Raw genomic sequence first — 19,709 nt, 5'->3', positions numbered from 1 at the left:
CGCCCGCACCGGAGGGAACCACATGCGCCAGGCAGGACCGTGGCTGCGAGCCGCCGACGGAGCGATGCTGCTGGGCCCCGACGGGGTCCCCGCACCGACGGTGTTCGCCGAGATGAGCGCCCTCGCCGCCACCACCGGCGCGGTCAACCTGGGGCAGGGCTTCCCGGACGAGGACGGTCCGGCCGCGGTGCTCGAGGCCGCGGTGCAGGCGATCCGCGACGGCGCGAACCAGTACCCGCCGGGCCGCGGTACCCCCGACCTGCGAGCGGCGATCGCCGAGCACCAGCAGCGGTGGTACGGCCTCCAGGTCGACCCCGACCGCGAGGTCCTGGTCACCGCCGGCGCGACCGAGGCGCTGGCCGCGACGCTCCTCGCCCTGGTCGAGCCCGGCGACGAGGTGATCACCTTCGAGCCGTTCTACGACGCCTACGGGGCACTCGTCCGGCTCGCCGGCGGCGTGCACGTCACGGTCCCCCTCACCGCACCCGACTTCCTGCCCGACGAGCGGACGCTCCGGGCGGCCTTCACCGACCGCACCCGCGCCGTGCTCGTGAACACCCCGCACAACCCGACCGGACGGGTCCTGCCCACCGAGGTCCTGCAGACGATCGTCGACCTGGCCACCGAGCGCGACGCCGTGATCATCACCGACGAGGTCTACGAGCACCTGACGTTCGACGTCCCGCACACGCCCATCGCCACCCTGCCGGGCGCCGCCGAGCGGACCGTCTCGGTGTCGAGCGCTGGCAAGACCTTCAACACGACCGGCTGGAAGATCGGCTGGCTCACCGCTCCCCCGGCACTCGTCGACGCGATCACGACGGTCAAGCAGTACCTGACGTTCGTGAACGGCGCACCCTTCCAGCCGGCCGTCGCCGTGGGCCTCCGTCTGCCCGACACCGTGTTCACCGGCATCGCCGCCGACCTGCGCGCGAAGCACGAACTGCTCGCCGACGGGCTGACGGCAGCGGGCTTCGACGTGATGCGACCGGACGGCGGGTACTTCGTCCTCGCCGACGCCGCCCCCCTCGGGTACGACGACGCCCGCGCGTTCTGCCTCGAGCTGCCCGCCCTGGCCGGGGTCGCCGGGGTGCCGGTCTCGGCGTTCGTCCGCCTGGACCACGTCGCCGGGTACCGGTCCCTGGTGCGCTTCGCGTTCTGCAAGCGTCGGAGCGTGCTCGAGGACGCCGCCGCACGTCTGGCGACCCTCGGATCGCGCCCACGCGCCTGAGACGCGACCGCGTCGGGACGCGACCGCGTCGGGACGCGACGGACGTGTCAGCGCTGCCCCGGGCCTCCAGGCGGGGTGCGCACGGACACGTCGTAGCGCCGCAGCGACAGCGACGGGTTCACCCGACGGACGGTGTCCGTGACGGTGGTGTCGATCGTGGCGGTGAGCAGGCCCGGCGCGGCGCCGGCCGAGGCGACCGCGACGCCCGACGGGTCGAGGACGACCGAACCGCCGATCCCGATCGGCGGCGTCTGGCCGACCCCGACAACCCAGACGGTGTTCTCGATCGCACGTGCGGTGAGGAGCGTTCGCCAGTGGTGTTCCTTGCCAGGGCCACGCACCCACTCGGCAGGGAGCACGACGACGTCGGCCGCACCGGTCTCCGGGGCGGCGAGTCGACGGGTGACCTCCGGGAACCGCAGGTCGTAGCAGGTCTCGAGACCGATGCGGAGCCCGCCGAGTGTGAAGACCGGGAGCTGCTCCGGGTCGCCGGACTCGATGCGGTCGGACTCCCGCGACCCGAACGCGTCGTAGAGGTGGACCTTCCGGTACGTCGCCGCCAGGTCCCCCGAGGGGAGCACCGCGACCAGGGTGTTCCGGAAACGCTGTGGCGTGTCCGCCGACTCGGCGACCCCGACGACCAGGGCGATGCCCGTCGCCCGGGCGATGTCGCGGAGGCCCGTGACGAACGGGCCGTCCAACGGCTGCGCGGCGGCCACGAACCGATCGTCGATGTCTGCGGAGAAGTACGAGGTGTACTCCGGGGTGACGAGGAGGTCCGCGCCCCGGGCTGCCGCGTCGACGGCGGCGGTGCGCACGGTGGCGAGGTTGGCGACGGGATCGTCCACGGGGGCGAACTGCGCCGCCGCGATCGTGAGGGTGGCCATGCGGCGAGCGTACCCGGGGGCCGGCACACGAAGAAGGCCCCGGTCCTGTTGGACCGGGGCCTTCATGTGACGCTTGGTTGCGGGGGCAGGATTTGAACCTACGACCTCTGGGTTATGAGCCCAGCGAGCTACCGAACTGCTCCACCCCGCGGCACGTTTAGAAGCCTACACGGGGCCGTGGCGGGACACAAATCGAGTGCCCCGCCACGGTGTGTCAGTTGTCGTTCTCGGCTGCTGTCGCTGCCTCGATCGCGTCCTGGAGGCGCTGGTCGGCTTCCGCCGCAGCGACCAGGTCGTTGTCGGCGTAGGCCTCCTGGCGGTCCTGCAGGGCCGCCTTGGCCTCGGACAGTGCCTTCTGCAGCGCGTCGTTGTCGGTCGAGCCGGAGCCCGTCGATCCACCGGTCGAACCCTCGCCCGAGCCCTCGCCCGACCCGGACGAACCCGAGCCGGAGCCCGCGTCCGAGCCGGATCCGCTGCCGGAACCGGAACCAGAACCGGACCCGCTGCCGCTGCCGCTCGCACCGGAGTCACCGGCTGCGGCGCCCGAGTCACCACCGAACAGCGAGTTCAGGGCCTCGTCGAGGGTGTCCTCGAACGCGATCTTGTCGCCGAAGGCCACCAGGACCTTCTGCAACAGCGGATAGGAACCACTCGACGTCGACTGGACGTAGACGGGCTGGACGTAGAGGAACCCACCGCCGACCGGGAGCGTGAGCAGGTTGCCCTGCTTCACGGTCGAGTTGCCGCGCTTCAGGATGTTCAGCTCCTGCGACACGTTCGAGTCACCGTTGAACAGGCTCTGCACCTGTCCGGGCCCTGGGATGTTGTCGGTCTTCGGCATCGTCAACAGCGTGAGCTTGCCGTAGCCCGACCCCTTCTCGCCCTTGCCGGCACCACCTGCATCGGAGTTCACCGCCAGGTAGCCGGTCAACACGTTGCGGTTGTTCGCGCCCGCGGTCTGCTGTGGGATGTACGTCGTGTACAGCGAGTAGGCGGTCCCCTGCCCCGGCACCTTCATGGTCAGGTAGTACGGGTCCTGCAGGTTCGCGCGGTTGGCCGTCGTCGTGGTCTGCGCCCCGAGCGCGTTCGTCGACGTCGCCGCGGTGTCGGCGTCGCTGTCGGACGTCGCCGTGCTCGTCGGTTCCTGCGGGGTGTTCCACGCGTCGTCACCCGAGTAGAACGAGTTGGCGTTGGTCACGTGGTACGTGCCGAGGATCGAGCGCTGCACCTTGAACAGGTCGGTCGGGTACCGCACGTGGTCGAGGAGTTCGGCGCTCATGCTCGACACCGGCTTCATCGACGTCGGGAAGATCTTCTGCCACGTCTTCAGGACCGGGTCCTTCGTGTCCCACGTGTACAGGGTCACCTTGCCCGTGTAGGCATCGACCGTGGCCTTCACCGAGTTCCGGATGTAGTTCACCTGGTCGGTGCGGTACGTCGAGGACTCGGCACCCGCGATGCTGTCCGACAGGCTCTGGCTCTGCGAGTACGGGTAGGCGTCGCTCGTGGTGTAGCCGTCCACGACCCACTGGATGCGGTGGTCGACGATCGCCGGGTAGGCGTCGCTGTCGACGGTCAGGTACGGCGCCGCCTTCTGCACACGGGTGATCGGGTCGCGGTCGTAGAGGATCTGCGAGTCCTTGTTCACCGCGTTCGAGAGCAGGATCTGCTCCGACTGGAACTTCGCGGCGTAGACGAGCCGGTTGAAGAAGTTGCCGAGGCTCGGCCCGCCGTTCCCGGCGTACGTGGTGGTGGCGTTGCCGCCGTTGTCGTCGTCGGAGCCGGACGGGTAGTCGAGCTCGACGTTCTTCGTGCCCTTCGGCGCACCGACGATCGAGTACGGCGGCGAGGTCTCACCGAAGTACACGCGCTGCTGGAAGTCGCCCAGCGCACCGTTCGACGGGATGCCGGACTCGAGGAACACCGGCTTGCCGTCACTCGCGCGCTGGTTGCCGTAGGCCGCGGTGACGCCGTACCCGTGGGTGTAGACGAACGCCCGGTTGTACTGGGTGTTCGCGGCCGAGCTGAGGCCGTCGAGGTCGATGTCGCGGACCGCGATCACGGTGTCCTCGGTCTCGCCCTTGACGTCGTAGCGGTCGACGTCGAGCTCCTTCGGGAACTGGTAGTACTGCCGGTACTGCTGCAGCTGGCTGAACGTGTCGGAGACGATCTTCGGGTCGATCAGGCGGATGTTGGCCGTCGTCTGGGCGTCCTGCGCCAGTGCGCCCGAGCTCGCCTCGGTCGTGGCGTCGTAGTTCTGCTCCTCGACACCGGCGACCCCGTACGCGTCACGGGTGGCCTTGATGTTCCGCTCGATGTAGGCGGACTCGAAGGTCCGCTCCGAGGGCTTCACCTGCAGCCGCTGGACGACCCACGGGTAGATGCCGCCGATCACGATCGCGGCGACGAGCAGCAGGCCGGTGCCGACGATCGAGATGCGCCAGCGGCCGATGACCGCCGTCAGGATGAAGAGCAGCGCGACGATCGCTGCGATGCCCGCCATGATCTCGCGACCCGGGATCACCGCGTTGACATCGGTGTACTGGGCACCGGTGATGAGCGAGTTCGACTTCGTCAGCGCCGCGTACTGGTCGAGCCAGAGGCTGACCGCCTGCAGCGCGATGTAGAGCGCCGCAGTGACCGCGAGCTGGATGCGCGCAGCGCGGGAGATCCGGACCTCACGACCACCGAAGCGGAGTGCGCCGTAGAGGTAGCTCGCGGCGAGCGCGGCGAGTCCGGCGATCAGGACGACGGCCGACGAGTAGGCCACGATCGAGCGCCAGAAGGGCAGCTCGAACACGTAGAACCCGATGTCCAGGCCGAACTGCGGATCGGTCTTGCCGAACGGCGTCCGGTTGAAGTACTCGAGGACCATGCTCCAGCGGCCGGCCGTCGAGAGCCCGGCGAAGACGCCGAGCACCACGGGGATGCCGATCATGACGGCGCGTCGCAGCGGCTCGATGACCTGCTGGTAGCGGTCGAGCTGCGAGTTGAGCTTCGCGTAGACCGGACGGAACCGGAACGCGAGCGCGATGCTCACGAAGACCGGGACCGCCATGCCGAGGAAGCCGGCCACGAACATCAGCGTGCCGGCGATCCACCGGGTCGTGAGGACCTGCTGGAATCCGAGCTGCGCGAACCACGCGTAGTCGGTGTACAGGCTGGCGAAGATGAAGAAGGCGATCACCAGTGCGGCCAGCACGATGATCGTGACCACGATCGGGACCCGCGGCGAGCGCCGCCCCGAGGTGGACGAGGTTGTCGTCACTTGATGTGCTCCAGACGTGTCGGACCGGCGGGCCCGGCTCGCGGCGGGCCGTCAGTGACACTGATCCTATGGGACCGGACCGGGCGTGAAGCTGTACGGGGGCTCAGGGACGGGTCAGGAACCGCAGCGGGCGAGCTTGGCGGTGCTCTTGCCGTCGGCGATCGTCTGCAGGTCGGTGACCGCCTGGTCGAGGGTTGCGACGCTGTAGACGTCGAGCCCGTCCGGCACGTGCCCGACGACCTCGTCGCAGTTGTCCGCGGGGGCCAGGAAGACCGTCGCACCCGCGTCGGCCGCCCCGTAGAGCTTCTGGCGGATGCCGCCGATGGGACCGACCTCGCCGTCGGCGGTGATCGTTCCGGTACCCGCGACGTGCTTGCCGCCGTTGAGCTTGCCCGGCGTGATCTCGTCGATGATCCCGAGCGCGAACATCATGCCGGCGGACGGCCCGCCCACGTCCTGCAGCCGGATAGACACCTTGAACGGGAAGTCGTAGCGCTCGGTGACGCCGACGCCGAGCAACGCCGTGCCCTGCTCGCTGCGGGGCGTGACCCGGAGCTCCTTCGTCGCGCCGCCCCGCTCGACGGTGACGGTCGCGGGTCGCGAGGTGCCGTGCTGCGCGACGGCTTCGCGCAGGCTCGTGGCGTCGGCGTTGGTCGTGAGCGACTTGCCGTCGAAGGCCGTGATCACGTCACCCTTCTCGATCGCGCCGTCCGCTGCCGAGCCCTCCTGCACGGCGCTGACCTCGAGCTCGGTCGGCAGGTCGTTCCCCTGCTGGATGAGCGCGGCTGCGACGGCCGACTGCTGCGACGCCTGCATGTCCGCGGAGTCACGCTCGTTGACCTGCTCGGTGGTGGTGCCGCTCGGGTAGATCGCCTCGACCGGGATCACCGCCTGCGATCGGGTGAAGATCGCGCGGATGACGCTGGTCCACGACGGGCGGTTCGTCGCGTCGCCCTGGATGCCGACGGTGAGCATGTCGAGGGCACCCGCCGTCGGGTACGTCTCGTGCCCGGAGACCTGGATGAGCTTGACGTCCTTCGCGTCCTTGCCGGTGCCCTGCTGCTGCGTGCCGATGGTGTTGTAGACCGGTCCGGGCACCTCGATGAGGTACGGACTGGGCAGCAGGCTCGCCAGCAGGCCCAGCACGACGGCGCCGATCAGGAACGCCCACCCGACCCTCCGGGCACGCGAGCGACGACGGGGCGCGGGGGCGAAGAGGGTCACGCGGGGTCCTTCCAGATGGGCACCCGCGCCTGGCGGCAGGGTGGTCGCCCACGCCTGGCAGCGGGGCTGTTCGCCCTGGGCGCAGCACTTCGGGCGTTCCCACGGGGGCATCCCAGGTGCGGCCCCGTGAGCAGCGATTAGCGTAGTCGGCATGCCTGATGAACCACAGCCGGGGCCGGACGACGACTTCCAGGAGATGCTGCGCAAGCTGCTCTCGGGCGAGGGGCAGATCGACCCGTCGCAGCTCGCCGGTGCCGCCGGTCTGCCGAACGACCCGGCCTCCGTGGCGAACCTGATGAGCCAGCTCCAGCGCGCCGCGCAGTCCGGCGGCGACGGCATCGACTTCTCGGCCACCGCCGAACGTGCAACCGCCATCGCCCGCGACGGCGGTCACGCAGTCGACCCGGCCACCTCGCAGGCGGCCGACCAGGCGTTCCAGGTCGCTGCACTGTGGCTCGACGAGGTGACGACGGTCGCCGAACTGACCGCAGCCCCGAGCCTCTACACGCGTGAGCAGTGGGCGAAGGCCACCACCCCGGTGTGGACGCAGATCGCCGAGCCCGTCGCCTTCAGCATCGCCGACGCCCTGACCGAGGCGATCGACCAGCGTGCGCCCGAGCAGCTCAAGGCGATGCTCGGGGACGTCTCGAAGGCGATGCGCGGCATCGGCGGAGCACTCTTCGCGATCCAGCTCGGCCAGGTCGTCGGGCAGCTCTCGAAGGAGGTCGTGTCCGGCGGCGACGTCGGCGTGCCGCTCCTCGACGAGCAGGTCGCCGCGCTCCTGCCGCAGAACGTCGCCGAGTTCGCCGAGGGCCTCGACGTCTCCGAGGACGAAGTCCGCATCTACCTGGCCGTCCGCGAACTCGCGCATGCCCGGCTCTTCCGGTCGGCACGGTGGCTCCGGCTGCACATCATCTCGTCGATCACGGACTACGCGCGGGGCATCCACATCCCGTTCGACCGCGTCGAGGAGCTCGCGGCCGACATCGACCCGACCAACCAGGAGCAGCTGCGCGACGCACTCGCCTCGGGTGCCCTCATCCCGCCGCGCACTGCCGAGCAGGACGCCGCACTCGCGCGGCTCGAGACGATGCTCGCGCTGGTCGAGGGCTGGGTGGACACGGTGACCGCCGCGGCGACCGTCCGTCTCCCCAAGGCCGGAGCGATCGCGGAGATGGTGCGGCGTCGTCGGGCCGCCGGTGGCCCCGCCGAGTCGGCGTTCGCCACGCTGGTCGGCCTGGAGCTGCGTCCGCGCCGTCTGCGCGAGGCCGCGGCGATGTGGCAGCGGGTGACCGACGAGCTCGGTGCCGAACAGCGCGATGCCCTGTGGGCACACTTCGACCTCGTGCCGACCTCGGACGACGTCGACGCGCCCGACGCCCTCGTCGCACGGCTGCGGAACCCGTCGCAGACCGACGAGGACGACGCGTTCGACAAGGCACTCGAAGACCTGCTGAACGACTCGACCGGGGCACGCCCGCACGAGGACGAATCCGGCCACGTGGCCGACGACCCCGAGGGCGGATCGGGCGACGGTCCAGGGGACCACACGGGCGACCCGCCCCGCTGAGTTCTCCACAGATCCGCTCCGTGACCCCACGCGTGCCGCCCACTCCGGCACCGTGGGGTCATGGGCATCCGCATCGATCCGACACTCGAGTTCGTCTGGCGTGACCCCGCCACGGTCCAGCTCGGGGTCGATCCCCCGCGTGCCGTCGTCGCCGTGCCCACCACCGGGGAAGAGCGGTTCCTCAACGGCCTCCGGCGCGAGACCGGGCACGACGTGCTGTCCGGCCTCGCGGTGGCGTCGGGCTGCTCCCCGGAACGTGCGGCCGGGGTGCTCGGCGCAGCGTCGCCCGCTGTGGTCGAGGTCCTGCCCGAGCCGCTCGAACGCATCGAGGTGCACGGCCCCGGCACGCTCGCCGACACCGTGGCGACGTTCCTCACCGGCGAGGGCGTGACTGTCAGCCGAACCACCGCCCCGGCAGGGGGTCCCATCACACTGCCCGACCCGGAACCCCGGCTCGCGGTGGTGGTGGCCGACCACGTGGTCGACCCGGCGCTCCGTGCCGCGTGGACCCGTCGTGGCGTGCCGCACCTGGCGGTCGTGGTGGGGGACGGCCGGGTCCGCCTCGGGCCGTTCGTCGTGCCGGGAGCCGGACCCTGCCTGCAGTGCGCGGAGTACGCACGCGTCGACGACGACCCGGCCTGGCCGGCCATCGCGGCCCAGGTCTGGGGTCGGCACCCGGCGCCGCTGTCTCCGTGGCGGTCGGCGGCAGTGGCCGCAGCCACGGCACGGATGCTGCTGGAACGGCTCCCGCTCCGGACGCAACGTGCCGAGCCCGACCAGGTCGTCTTCGAGCGGGACGACCTGTCCGTCAGCCGTTCCCCGGTCCGGCCCCATCCGCGATGTGCGTGCCGAGCGCTGCCAGGAACCGACTCGGAGCCCGGGCTCCCCCACGCGTGGACCCCTGTTGCGACCACGTGATCGTGACGGATCGGCGGGCGCGGGTCAGCCCGACGTAGAACAGCCGTCGTTCCTCGTCCACCTCGGTGTCGGTCGACGCGTGCGAGATGGGCAGCAGCCCCTCGGCGGCGCCGGCGATGACCACGTGCGGCCACTCCAGACCCTTCGACGAGTGCAGCGTCGCGAGCGTGACGGCGTCGACCTCGGGTTCGTGGTGCGTCGCCGCGCGATCGACCAGGTCCTGGGTGAACTGCTGCATCGTCGTCCCCGCGGGGGCGTCCTCGGCCAGGCCCATGATGGCCTGCAGCGCCTCCCACTGCTCGCGCACTGCGCCCGTGCCCTCGGGCGGCGTCTCCGTCCAGCCGCTGACCTGCAGCACGAGCCGGACCCGTCGGGTCAGCTCGTCGTCGGTCTGCCGGATCGCCTCGCCGCGCATGTGGTGGACGGCGAGCTTGACCTCCGGGCGGTTGAAGAACCGCGTGCCGCCCTGCACCCGGTACGGGATCCCGTTCCGGCCGAGGGCGGACTCGAGCGCGGCCGACTGCGCCCCGACGCGGAAGAGCACGGCGCAGTCCCCGAAGGACGCGCCGGCCCCGACGAGCTCCGCGATCCGGCGGGCGATGGTCTGCGCCTCGTCACCGTCGTGGACGCAGGCCAGCACGACCGGGTCCGGGCCCGGTTCCTGGCTCTGGGCCACCAGGTCGAGTGCCCCGGGCTGACCGCGCATCAGCGTGTTCGCAGCGGACACCACCTCGCGCGTGGAGCGGTAGTTGCGTTCGAGGCGCAGGACCGATCCGCGCGGGAACTCCGACCCGAACCCGAGCAGGTAGTCGCTCGACGCCCCGGCGAACGAGTAGATGGTCTGACTGGCGTCGCCGACGACGCACAGGTCGTCGCGCCCGCCGAGCCAGGCGCGCAGCAGGTCGTGCTGCACCGGCGAGACGTCCTGGTACTCGTCGACGACGAAGAACCGGTACTGCTGCCGCACGTACGACGCCACACGGGGCTCGGACTCGACCATGCCGAGGGTCGCCAGCAGGACGTCCTCGAAGTCGAGCTGCCGCCGGTCGTCCTTCAGCCGCTCGTACGCCTTCATCAGGTCGATGACCCGGCGCGGCGTGGTGTCGCGCGGCATCACCCGGTCAGCGGCGGCGGCCTCGTACTCGTCGAGCGAGAGCATCTGCACCTTGCGCCACTCGACCTCGGCGGCCAGGTCGCGGAGCACCGGGGTGTCGACGTGCATGCCGACCGTGTCGGCGGCGTGCGCGATCATCCGCCCCTTGGACTCGACGATCTTGGGGGCGTGCCCGCCGACGGTGTCCGGCCAGAAGTAGCTGAGCTGCGCCATCGCTGCGGCGTGGAAGGTGCGTGCCTGCACCGTCCCGGCACCGAGCGCGCGCAGTCGCGACCGCAGCTCACCAGCGGCACGGCTCGTGAACGTCAGCGCGAGGACGTGGTTCGGGGCGTAGGTCCCCGTGGCGACCCCGTAGGCGATGCGGTGCGTGATCGCACGCGTCTTGCCCGTCCCGGCACCGGCCAGCACCGCGACCGGTCCGAGCAGTGTCCGGGCGACCGTCCGCTGCTCGGTGTCGAGCGCGGCGAGCAGTTCGTCGGGCGACGGCGGACGGGGTTCGACAGCCCCTGCGCCGGCTGTGCCGCGCGGACCGGCGACGCTCACGGCAGGTCCAGCGGCCCGCCGTACCACTCCTCGATGATGGCGCGGGCGATCGAGGTGCGTCCGGGCAGCAGCAGGGTGTCCCCGGCACGCTCGCGGATCTCGTCGCGCGAGAACCACCGCACGTCCAGGATCTCCACACCGTCGGGGCGGGCGGTCGTCGGGTCACCGCCTGCTGCACGCGCACGGAAGCCCACCATCAGCGACGCGGGGAACGGCCACGGCTGCGAGCCGAGGTACTCGGGCTCCTCGACGCGGACGCCGGATTCCTCCCAGACCTCGCGGCGGACGGCGTCCTCGAGCGACTCCCCCGGCTCGACGAACCCGGCGAGGAGCGAGTACCGGTCGGCGTCCCACGCGGCGTTCGAACCGAGCAGGATCCGGTCGTCGGCGTCGACCACCCCGACGATGATCGCCGCGTCGGTCCGGGGGAACAGGTCGTGCCCCTCCGGGTCGCGACGGACCCATCCACCGCTCACGACGGCGGTGGGCGATCCGGTGCGCGGGGAGAAGCCGTGCACTGCGTGCCAGTTGGCCATCGCGACGGCTTCGACCGCCAGTCCCTGGTCGCGCGGCGAGAGCTCGGTGCCGAACATCCGGAGGCTCTGCCAGGCGTCGTCGTCGGGTTCGATGGCGGTTGCCGTCGCGCTGTCGATCAGCGCAGCGACGAAACGGGTCCCCGCCGCGGCGTCCGGGGCGTCCGAGACAGCTCGGCCGAGGTACAGGGTGACGGTCTCGACCGGGATCTGGGCCGCGGTCACGAAGCGCAGGGTCCCGTCGGCGTTCCGGAGCATCTCGGCGCCGCGGACCGGCAGGTACCGGGTGCGCTCGTCCTGGCGCAGGACGCGCTCGATGTCGTCGGTCGTGCGGAACTCGGCGTCGCGGTCGAGTTCGTTGCGGGAGAGCGGGAGCCGGGCGGCGAACTCGACGGTCACGGCGGGAGAGCTCCTCGGATCGGGTGCGGACGTGCAGGAGACGTGCGGTGGGCGTGCGGGCCGCCGAACAGCGTGGCGTGCAGCCGTGCACGCGTCACGCGCCTACCCTGAGGGGCATGGCGGGATCCCAGTTCACTCTAGCCGCGTTGGCGACGACGGCCGTTCCAGGTCTCCTCGTCACGGGCACGCGCACGCTCGGCTCGGCCGCGGCCGGCGACTACGAGTCGGCGCTCCTCCGCGACGCCGACGGCACCGAGATCGTCATCCGCCGCCCCCGGAACCAGCGCGCCGAGGCCCGCCAGTCGGCCGACCTCGTCGCAATCCGGGCGCTGAGCGCCGGGATCCGCACCCGCCTGCCGTTCGGGGTCGTCGAGTACCGCGGCCAGGCACCGATCGGATCGACGCGCGCCATCGTCACGACACGGTTGACCGGGACCCACCCGACGCTCGCGTCACTCGTCGAGCACCCCGACCTCGCCACCAGCGTCGGCCGTGCCGTCGCCGCGATCCACCAGCTGCCGACGAGCTTCGTCTCCGACGCGGGCCTGCCCTCGCTCACGCCGTTCGAGGTGCTCCGGTCCGCCGTCTCGGTGATGGACCGTGCCGTCGCGACCAAGCTCGTCCCCGCCGCGCTCGTCGAGCGTTGGGAGGGCGCCGCACGCGACCAACAGCTCTGGCAGTTCACGCCGACCGTCGTGCACGGCTCGCTCGGCACCGGCGCCCTGCTCGTCGACGGTGACGCGGTCACGGGGATCCTCGACTGGGGCGAGCTGCGGCTCGGCGACCCGGCCAAGGACCTCGCCTGGGTGCTCGCCGGCCGTCGCGACGCGTTCGACACCGTCCTCAGTGCCTACGAAGCGAACGGCGGCGGTCGCGACCGCCAGCTCGCACAGCGTGCACGTGTGCACCACGAGCTCGAGACAGCGCACTGGCTGCTGCACGGCGTCCAGGCGAAGAGCACCGAGGTCGTCGACGACGCCGTCGCGATGATGCACCGCCTGGTCGACGCTGTGCACGCCCCGAGTGCGGAGCCGCTGCAGTCCGTGTCGCCGGAGACGATGGAGATCGGCGAGGTGGAGCAGCTGTTGTCCTCCACCGAGCGTCGCCACGGCTGACCCCGGATCGCGCCGCCGCACGTCGGTCACGACTCCCCGCTCGGTTCCGCCGGGCGGTCACAGATCGTCGGCTGCGTCGCGTCCATCCGACGGTCTGTGACCGCTCGCTGCGCCGAAGGCGGGGTGTCGTGACCGGTTCCGGTCGTCGGCTCGCGTCCGGGACGCGACCGTCTGGAGGCCCGGTGCCGGTCCGGCGGACCGGCACCGGGCCTCCAGGGCGGAGCACGACCGGCGGAGCACGACCGGGCGGAGCACAACCGGGCGGAGCACGACCGGCACAGCGCGCTGCAGGCGCAGGGCGGCGACACGGCAGGTGCGGTTCTTCCGGCACGTCCCGTCAGGCGCGTCCAGCGGCGGGCGCCGCGCGCGACACGGCAGGCGCGGCAGGTCCGGCGCGGCCCGCGCCGGACGCACCGCGGGCGGTCGCGCGCGCCTTCCGCCTGCCGCGGGACGTCAGCTGCCGATGGCCTCCGACCACGCGCGCTCCAGGCCGGCGCGGTCCAGCAGCTCGGACGGACGGACCTCGAGGTCGTCGGCGACGAAGTAGAACACCGCGTCGACCTGGTCGAGTGGCCGTCCGGTGAACTCGGCGTACGCGACGCGGTACAACGCGAGCTGCAGGGTGCGACGAGCCAGGTCGTCTGCCCCCGAGGGAGCCTTGCCCGTCTTCCAGTCGACGACCTCGGCACGCCCGTCGATCTCGTAGACGGCGTCGAGCTTGCACACGACGCTGTGCCCGAGGAACGGGATGTGGATCTCGCGTTCGACCTCGATCGGTGTCAGCCCGGCCCACCGTGAGCGGGCGAACGTCGCCTGGAAGTCCGCGAGTCGGCGGGCGTCGTCGTCGGTGACCACGGCGTCCGGCGATGCGTCGACGAGGTCGTCGGCGTCGAGGTCGAGCTCGCCGTCCCAGACGTCGAGGGTCTCGAGCCCGCCACCGCTCCGCGCCCGCTGCTCCACCCACTGGTGGAAGAGCGTGCCGAGACGGGTGGCACGGTACGGTCGCTCGGGCATCGGCCGGCGGAGCCGCTCGGCCACGGAGTCGGGTTCGGTCAGGTAGTCCTTGAAGCCCGACGCCGGGACGCGGTGCGGGACGGCGACCGCGTGCTTCGCGTTCCGGGTGGCGTGCCGCTCGGCGAGCAGCAGGTCGATGTCGGCGGCGAAGCGCCCGGCGGCTCCGGGGTTCGCGTTCCGCACCCGCTCGGCCGCGGCCAGGACCCGCGGCGCCCGCTGCCCGAACGGCACGTGCGGCCAGGTCTGGGTCGCGCCGCTCTCCCCCATCGGGTTCTCGTCGTGCACCGTCGTCTCCGGGATCGCCGCGCCGTCGATGACGTCGGCGTCCACCAGGTCGCGCAGGTAGCGGCTCGGTTCGGTGGGTCGGACCCCGCCGGCCCAGAACGAGCCGGACACCAGCAGGTCGTGCTTGGCGCGGGTCAGGGCGACGTAGGTGAGCCGGCGTTCCTCGTCCTCGTTGCGGGCCTTCACCTGTTCCTTGAAGGCGTCGATCGCCGTGGTGACGTCCTTCTGGGTCTCCTGTCCGCGCCAGGCGAGCCGGGGCAGCTCCGCGGCGTCCCCGCGGAACTCGTACGGCAAACGGCCGAACCCGAGCCAGCCGGACGAGCCCTCCTGCGGACGCGCGGGCAGACCGCCCTCCACCATCCGGGGCACCGCGACGGCGTCCCACTCGAGCCCCTTGGACCCGTGGATCGTCAGGATCTGCACGGTGCCGGCCTCGGGCTCCTCGGAACGCGGGCCCATGTCGTCACGCCGGGCTGCGGCGTCGATCCAGCCGAGGAACGAGCCGAGGTCGGCGCGGTCGTCGGTCGACACGAAGCCGGCGAGCTCGTCGATGAAGGCGTCGAGGTACGCGCCGCTGCCCTGTTCGTGCGCGGCGACCTCGATGTCGAGTCGCATCTCCTGCACGACGAGCGTCACGAAGTCGACCAGGTCACTCCCCGCGCGTGAGCGGAGCATCGCGAGCTGCCCGCCGAGCGCGCGCATCCGGCTGCGACCGGCGGCGGTGATGCCCTCGAGCGCACCGTGCTCGTCGGGCGCGGTCGCGACGAAGTCGAGCGCGTCGACGATCGACCCGTGCTCCCCTGCGGCGACCGAGGCCCGGAACGCCGCGGTCAGGTCGTCGTCGAGACGCTGCTGGGTGTGGTCGCGCTGGAACAGCCACCGGGCGAGCTGGTGCAGGGCGACGATGTCCGCCGCGCCGACCCGCCACCGCGAGCCCGCGAGCAGCCGGATCAGGTCGTTGCCGGCCGCCGGGTCGTGCAGCACGCGCAGGCATGCCACCAGGTCGACGATCTCCGGGCGCTGGAGCAGCCCTCCGGTCCCGAGCACGTGGTAGGGCACCCCACGTGCTCCGAGCGCCGCTGTGAACGCCGCGAGGTCCTTCCGGGCCCGCAGCAGCAGCGCCATCGAGCCCGCCGGGGCCCGCCGACGGTGGTCCTGGAACCACGCCGCGACCTCGTCGGCCTCTTCCGGCAGGGTCTCGGGGAACACCAAACGCACCGTGCCGGCGTCGGCGCCCGGTCGTGGCGAGAGCCGTTCGACGTCGACCTCGGACGCCTCGGACAGCGGCGCCACGATCGCGTTCGCCCCCGCGAGCACGTCGACCGGGTTCCGCCAGCTCGTCGACAGCGCGAAGGTCACCGGCTCGGCCACGCCGGGTTCGTCGCCCCCGAAGTCGTGCGGGAACCGGGCGAGGTTCGCCGCACTCGCCCCACGGAACCCGTAGATCGACTGGTGTGGGTCGCCGACCGCCATCACCGAGTGCCCGCGGAACAGCCGGGCGAGGAACCGGGTCTGCACCACCGAGGTGTCCTGGTACTCGTCGAGGAGCACCACGCCGTACCGACTCCGCAGGTCGTCGACGACGCGCGGTGCCGACTCGGCCGCGGCGAGCGCCAGGGCGATCTGGTCGGAGAACTCCACGAACCCGCGGTCGACCTTCTGTCGACGGAACTCGGCGACCAGGTCGGCCAGGGGTTCGAGGGCGCCGATGGCGGCGACCGCGTCGGTGATCGCCTTGTACGGCTTGCCCCGGTTGCCGGGGAGTTCGAGCAGCTCGGAGAACTCGATGGCGAACCGGCGCAGGTCTTCTGGTTCGACGAGGTGTTCGGAGGTGGCGCCGGCGAGCGCGACCACGGCGGCGGTCAGGGTGTCGACGTCGCGGTCGAGTCCGGCGAGCCGGTCGTCGCGGGCGGCCACCACGACCCGACGGGCGAGCTGCCAGGCCGAGGGTTCGGTCAGCACCTGGGACTCGCCGTCGCGGCCGACGAGCAGGGCGTTCTCGCGGAAGACCGCGTTCGCGAAGGCGTTGTACGTCGAGACGGTGGGCGCTTCGAAGGCGTCCCCCGGGGTGATCAGCCCGACGTCCTCGAGCGCGCGGATGCGGTCGTTGATGCGGACCGACAGTTCGCCGGCGGCCTTGCGGGTGAAGGTCAGGCCGAGGACCTCGTCGGGGCGGACGAACCCGTTGGCCAGCAGCCAGACCACGCGCGAGGCCATCGTCTCGGTCTTCCCGCTGCCCGCTCCGGCGACGACCAGCGCAGGCACGAGCGGCGACTCGATGACGGCGCGCTGCTGGGCGGTGGGACGGGGGCGGCCCAGCGCGTCGGCGATGGCGTCGGCACCGTGCCGGATGACGGGCGGCGCAGCAGCAGCAGCCGTGTCGGTCGTCTCGGTCGGGTCGCTCACCAGGTCACCTCCGCCACCACGTGGATCCGGCACTCGACCCCGGTCCGGGCCTTCTCGCAGTGGTCGTCCACGTTCGCCACGAACTTCCGGCCGGCCATGCCCCGCGCCACACCGTGCAGGCGCTCGCGGTACGCCTCACGCGCCTCGGCGTCGAACGCGTGCTGCGTCCGCTCCGAGAAGGCGTGGCCACCGCGGGGGTTCTGGACGAAGACCAGCCGTGCATCGGTCATCGGGGAGCCGGCGGGTACACCGTCGACCGCGCCGTCCTCGACCGCGAGTTGGTAGGCACCGAGCTGCGGGTGTTCCGGCATGTCGTTCTTCTCGCTGGGCATCGAGCGGCCGGTCTTCAGGTCGACGACGCTGACACGGCCGTCGGGGTCGACCTCGATGCGGTCGATGCTCCCCCGGATGCGTGCTGGACCGGTCACGAGCGCGAACGAGGTCTCGGCGCCGAGCAACTGGCGCCCGGCGCTGGCGAAGGTGCGGAGGTAGTCGCTCAGTCCCTCGATCATCCGCCGCGTCCGCGCGCGCTCGCGGTCGGCGACCCAGGGCGACTCGAACGTGAGCTCGTCCCACCGTGACTCGACCCGCTCCCACAGCGACTCGACGTCGATCTCGGTGGCGTGCTCCATCGCTTCGTGCACGATGGTGCCGATGCCCATCGCCGGGCTCGGGGCACCGCCACCGAAGGTCTGCGCGAACCAGTGCACCGGGCACTCCTCGAAGGTGCCGATCCGTGACGGCGACACCGACACGGCCGGCGCGACGGGCTCCCCGCCCTCGACCTCGGGCACGGGCTCGGCGTCGAGGTCGACCAGGGGTTCGTCGGTGGTCGGCTCGGCGAGTCCGTACCACTCGTCCGGAGCCGCCCCGGGTACCTCTGCCTCGGCCAGGCGGGCCAACGCGGACGCGGCTTCGTGGTCGCCGGAGCCCACCACCCGTCGGCGCAGCGACCCGGCGAGCCCGCGCAGCGACAGTGGATGAACGGTCGGCTGGCGGTCCGGCGGGACCGGGACGAGACGGACGAAGGGCGACGGTGACTCGTCGTCGTTCGCGACGGTGCCGATGACGACCTGCGTGGTCGCGCGGGACACCGCCCGGGCGAAGAGTCGGAGTTCGTCGGCGACGACGGCGGCGCGGTCGTCGATGGGCGAACGCTCGACACCGGCGGCCGCGCGCACCAGGCCGTCCGGGTCGAGCAGGCTGCCGCGCACCCGGGTGTTCGGCCAGACACCGTCCTGCAGGCCGAGCACCACGACCACGTCGCACTCGAGTCCGATCGTCGCCGAGGGGGTCAGCACCCGCACACGGCCGGCGGTCCGGTCGGGGCCGATCGAGTCCTCGGGCAGGTCGGCACCGAGCAGGTCGTCGACGAAGACCCGCGCGGGGGCGTCCGGCGTGCGCTCGACGAAGCGCTTGGCGGCGGTGAACAGGCCGACGACGGCGTCCAGGTGGCGGTCGGCCTCCCCCGCACCCACACCACCGGCGGCGGACTGGGCACCCCACGACTTCGCGAGGCCACTGCGTTCCCAGAGCCCCCAGAGGATCTCCTCGATGCTCGACCCCGCATCGGCGTCGGCACGCGCCTGTACCAGGCTCCGGGCAAGTCGGGTCGCACGCCGCGCGAACCCGGCGTCGACCGTCGCCAGTCGCTCCGGTGCGCCCAGCGCCTCGACCAGCAGTTCGTCGGCGGTGCGGCTGCCGTCGCCCGCGAGCTCCTCGCGCCGCAGTGCGAGCCGGAGTCTGCGCATCGCCAGGGTGTCGAGGCCGCCGAGGGGCCCCGTGGCGAACGCGGTGGCCAGGGCGGCGTCGAGCGGCAGGACGTCGAGCGCCACCGCAGCCGCGTCGAGCAGCGCCCGCGCCGCGGAGTCGTCGCGCGGACGGACGGGCGCCGCGCCGGCGGTCGCAGGGACCTCGGCCACGGAGAGCGCCCGCACGAGTTCCGGGATGGCAGCGCCGCTCCGGGTGACCACGGCCATCCGGTGCCACGGCACGCCGTCCAGCAGGCGGTGTTCGCGGAGTCGACGAGCGATCGCGACCACGAGGGCGGACCGGCTGGCAGCCTCGAGGTGGACGACGGCGTCGGACCGCGCGTCCTGGTGGCTCGCCGCGGCGCTTCTCTGTCGTCCGGCCGCCGCGGTGCCGATGCGGCCCGTGATGCCGGAGACCAGGGCGCGGATCGGCGCGGGGTGCCGGTGCACGGCGCCGAGGAACAGCTCGTCGACGCGGTCCACCCCGAGTCGTACGGCGAGCCGTCCGAGCACGTCCGGTTCGGCGCCGCGGAACGCCGAGGCAGCGATGTCCGGATCGCCGAACGCGACGATCTGCACCCCGGAACGCGCGAGGGCTCCGAGCAGGGCGATCTCGCCCTCCACCAGTTCTTGCGTGTCGTCGACGACGACCAGCCGCAGGGCGGCGATGCTCGCGGGGAGCTCGTGCCGCAGCACCGCGGCGGTGGCGTACGCCACGAGCTCGCCGGAGTCGAGTCCGGTCGGCCGGAACGCGGTGACCGAGGCGCGGTAGTCGTCGACGAAGTCACCCACGGCGTGCCACTCGGGTCGACCGAGCTCGTCGCCGAGTTCGCGCATGTCGTCGGGCTCGACACCAGCGGCGACCGCGCGCATCATCACGTCGCGGAGTGCGGTGCGGAACCCGGCGCGTTCACGGACGACCGCGGTGATCGGGTCGGGCCAGGCCGGACCGGCTGCGTCGAGTTCGTGCCCGGCGAGCAGGTCGGCGATGATCCGGTCCTGCTCGCCACCGGTCAGCAGCGTCGGGGGTTCCTGCCCCTGCACCGCCGCCGCGTGCGTGACGATCTGGAACGCCAGGGAGTTCACGGTGCGTGCGAGGGCCCCGGGAACGACCCGGTCGACCGTCCGCGCCAGTCGGTCGCGCAGCGCCGTCGCCGCTGTGCGTGCCGAGGTCAGGGCCAGGACCGTCGCGTGCCCGTCCGGGGTGATCGCATCGGGGCGGTGCAGGCGGTCGGCGACCAGGCGAGCGAGCGAGGTCGTCTTGCCGCTGCCCGGGGCGCCGATCACCGCACCGTGGCGGCCGTCCGGCAAGGCGAGCACCGCAGCCTGCGAGGGGTCGTCGACCAGTGCGCGCGCGAACCCGGTGTCTTCGGGAGCGGGCATCAGCGTGGTCTGCGGCACGCTCGTACGGTACCGAGGACCGCCGACAGCACCGCCCCGGACGCGCGGGG

11 protein-coding genes and 1 tRNA gene are annotated in these 19,709 nt (G+C 72.1%); 4 read left to right on the top strand and 8 right to left on the bottom strand.

Translation table 11 applies throughout. From position 1 onward, the window contains the following. The first annotated feature begins 22 nt into the window (after nucleotides 1-22). The gene (locus tag MXD64_RS04630) at nucleotides 23-1,231 is read left to right on the top strand and encodes an aminotransferase class I/II-fold pyridoxal phosphate-dependent enzyme (RefSeq protein ID WP_263137187.1); all 1,209 of its coding nucleotides are present in this window, start codon (nucleotides 23-25) and stop codon (nucleotides 1,229-1,231) included. Between the two features lie 47 nt (nucleotides 1,232-1,278). Here MXD64_RS04630 and MXD64_RS04625 read toward each other — a convergent pair whose 3' ends face one another. From MXD64_RS04625 to MXD64_RS04610, 4 genes are all read right to left on the bottom strand, one after another. Then, the gene (locus MXD64_RS04625) at nucleotides 1,279-2,118 is read right to left on the bottom strand and encodes a carbon-nitrogen hydrolase family protein (protein WP_031259658.1); all 840 of its coding nucleotides are present in this window, start codon (nucleotides 2,116-2,118) and stop codon (nucleotides 1,279-1,281) included. 74 nt (nucleotides 2,119-2,192) lie between these two features. Continuing rightward, a tRNA-Met gene (locus MXD64_RS04620) sits at nucleotides 2,193-2,269 on the bottom strand. 63 nt (nucleotides 2,270-2,332) lie between these two features. Next, a complete protein-coding gene (locus tag MXD64_RS04615) occupies nucleotides 2,333-5,335 on the bottom strand; it encodes a UPF0182 family membrane protein (protein ID WP_263137186.1) in 3,003 nt (1,000 codons plus the stop codon). Nucleotides 5,336-5,500: 165 nt separating this feature from the next. Beyond that, nucleotides 5,501-6,610: a YlbL family protein gene (locus MXD64_RS04610; RefSeq protein ID WP_017887031.1), complete on the bottom strand. Its 1,110-nt coding sequence runs from the start codon at nucleotides 6,608-6,610 to the stop codon at nucleotides 5,501-5,503. A 151-nt stretch (nucleotides 6,611-6,761) separates the two neighbouring features. Here MXD64_RS04610 and MXD64_RS04605 point away from each other — a divergent pair, with 151 nt between their 5' ends. Both MXD64_RS04605 and MXD64_RS04600 read left to right on the top strand, forming a co-directional pair. Next, a complete protein-coding gene (locus MXD64_RS04605; RefSeq protein WP_263137185.1) occupies nucleotides 6,762-8,180 on the top strand; it encodes a zinc-dependent metalloprotease in 1,419 nt (472 codons plus the stop codon). A 60-nt stretch (nucleotides 8,181-8,240) separates the two neighbouring features. Next, entirely contained in the window at nucleotides 8,241-9,098 is an 858-nt protein-coding gene (locus tag MXD64_RS04600) for a TOMM precursor leader peptide-binding protein (RefSeq protein ID WP_056072986.1), read from the top strand. Here MXD64_RS04600 and MXD64_RS04595 read toward each other — a convergent pair. Both MXD64_RS04595 and nudC read right to left on the bottom strand, forming a co-directional pair. Then, on the bottom strand, nucleotides 8,989-10,755 hold the full coding sequence (locus MXD64_RS04595; protein WP_017887034.1) for an ATP-dependent helicase: 1,767 nt from the start codon (nucleotides 10,753-10,755) through the stop codon (nucleotides 8,989-8,991). The genes MXD64_RS04600 and MXD64_RS04595 overlap by 110 nt on opposite strands. After that, nucleotides 10,752-11,687 carry an NAD(+) diphosphatase gene (gene nudC, locus MXD64_RS04590; RefSeq protein ID WP_042539185.1) on the bottom strand — a complete coding sequence of 312 codons (936 nt, stop codon included), beginning with the start codon at nucleotides 11,685-11,687 and terminating at the stop codon, nucleotides 10,752-10,754. The genes MXD64_RS04595 and nudC overlap by 4 nt, the downstream gene beginning before the upstream one ends. Nucleotides 11,688-11,803: 116 nt before the next feature. Between nudC and MXD64_RS04585 the strand changes: the two genes are divergently transcribed. Next, nucleotides 11,804-12,802, top strand: coding sequence for a phosphotransferase (locus MXD64_RS04585; protein WP_140448453.1), 999 nt, complete (start codon nucleotides 11,804-11,806; stop codon nucleotides 12,800-12,802). 453 nt (nucleotides 12,803-13,255) lie between these two features. On the opposite strand, the gene MXD64_RS04580 is transcribed toward MXD64_RS04585, so the two are convergent. Together MXD64_RS04580 and MXD64_RS04575 are read right to left on the bottom strand one after the other, a co-directional pair. Beyond that, on the bottom strand, nucleotides 13,256-16,507 hold the full coding sequence (locus tag MXD64_RS04580; protein ID WP_194590233.1) for an ATP-dependent DNA helicase: 3,252 nt from the start codon (nucleotides 16,505-16,507) through the stop codon (nucleotides 13,256-13,258). Next, entirely contained in the window at nucleotides 16,504-19,659 is a 3,156-nt protein-coding gene (locus MXD64_RS04575) for a UrvD/REP family ATP-dependent DNA helicase (RefSeq protein WP_263137184.1), read from the bottom strand. The genes MXD64_RS04580 and MXD64_RS04575 overlap by 4 nt, the downstream gene beginning before the upstream one ends. Between the last annotated feature and the right edge of the window lie 50 nt (nucleotides 19,660-19,709).

This window comes from Curtobacterium sp. Arg-1, assembly GCF_025643395.1.
GTDB classification, from domain to species: domain Bacteria; phylum Actinomycetota; class Actinomycetes; order Actinomycetales; family Microbacteriaceae; genus Curtobacterium; species Curtobacterium poinsettiae.
Note: the sequence above shows the minus strand (reverse complement) of the source record. Positions and strands in the feature narration are given on the sequence as shown.

What these genes read in the sequence shown, in the direction of transcription:
- MXD64_RS04585 (WP_140448453.1), top strand. Translation starts at nt 11,804, where the DNA reads ATGGCGGGATCCCAGTTCACTCTAGCCGCGTTGGCGACGACGGCCGTT.
- MXD64_RS04625 (WP_031259658.1), bottom strand. Translation starts at nt 2,118, where the DNA reads ATGGCCACCCTCACGATCGCGGCGGCGCAGTTCGCCCCCGTGGACGAT.
- MXD64_RS04600 (WP_056072986.1), top strand. Translation starts at nt 8,241, where the DNA reads ATGGGCATCCGCATCGATCCGACACTCGAGTTCGTCTGGCGTGACCCC.
- MXD64_RS04630 (WP_263137187.1), top strand. Translation starts at nt 23, where the DNA reads ATGCGCCAGGCAGGACCGTGGCTGCGAGCCGCCGACGGAGCGATGCTG.
- MXD64_RS04605 (WP_263137185.1), top strand. Translation starts at nt 6,762, where the DNA reads ATGCCTGATGAACCACAGCCGGGGCCGGACGACGACTTCCAGGAGATG.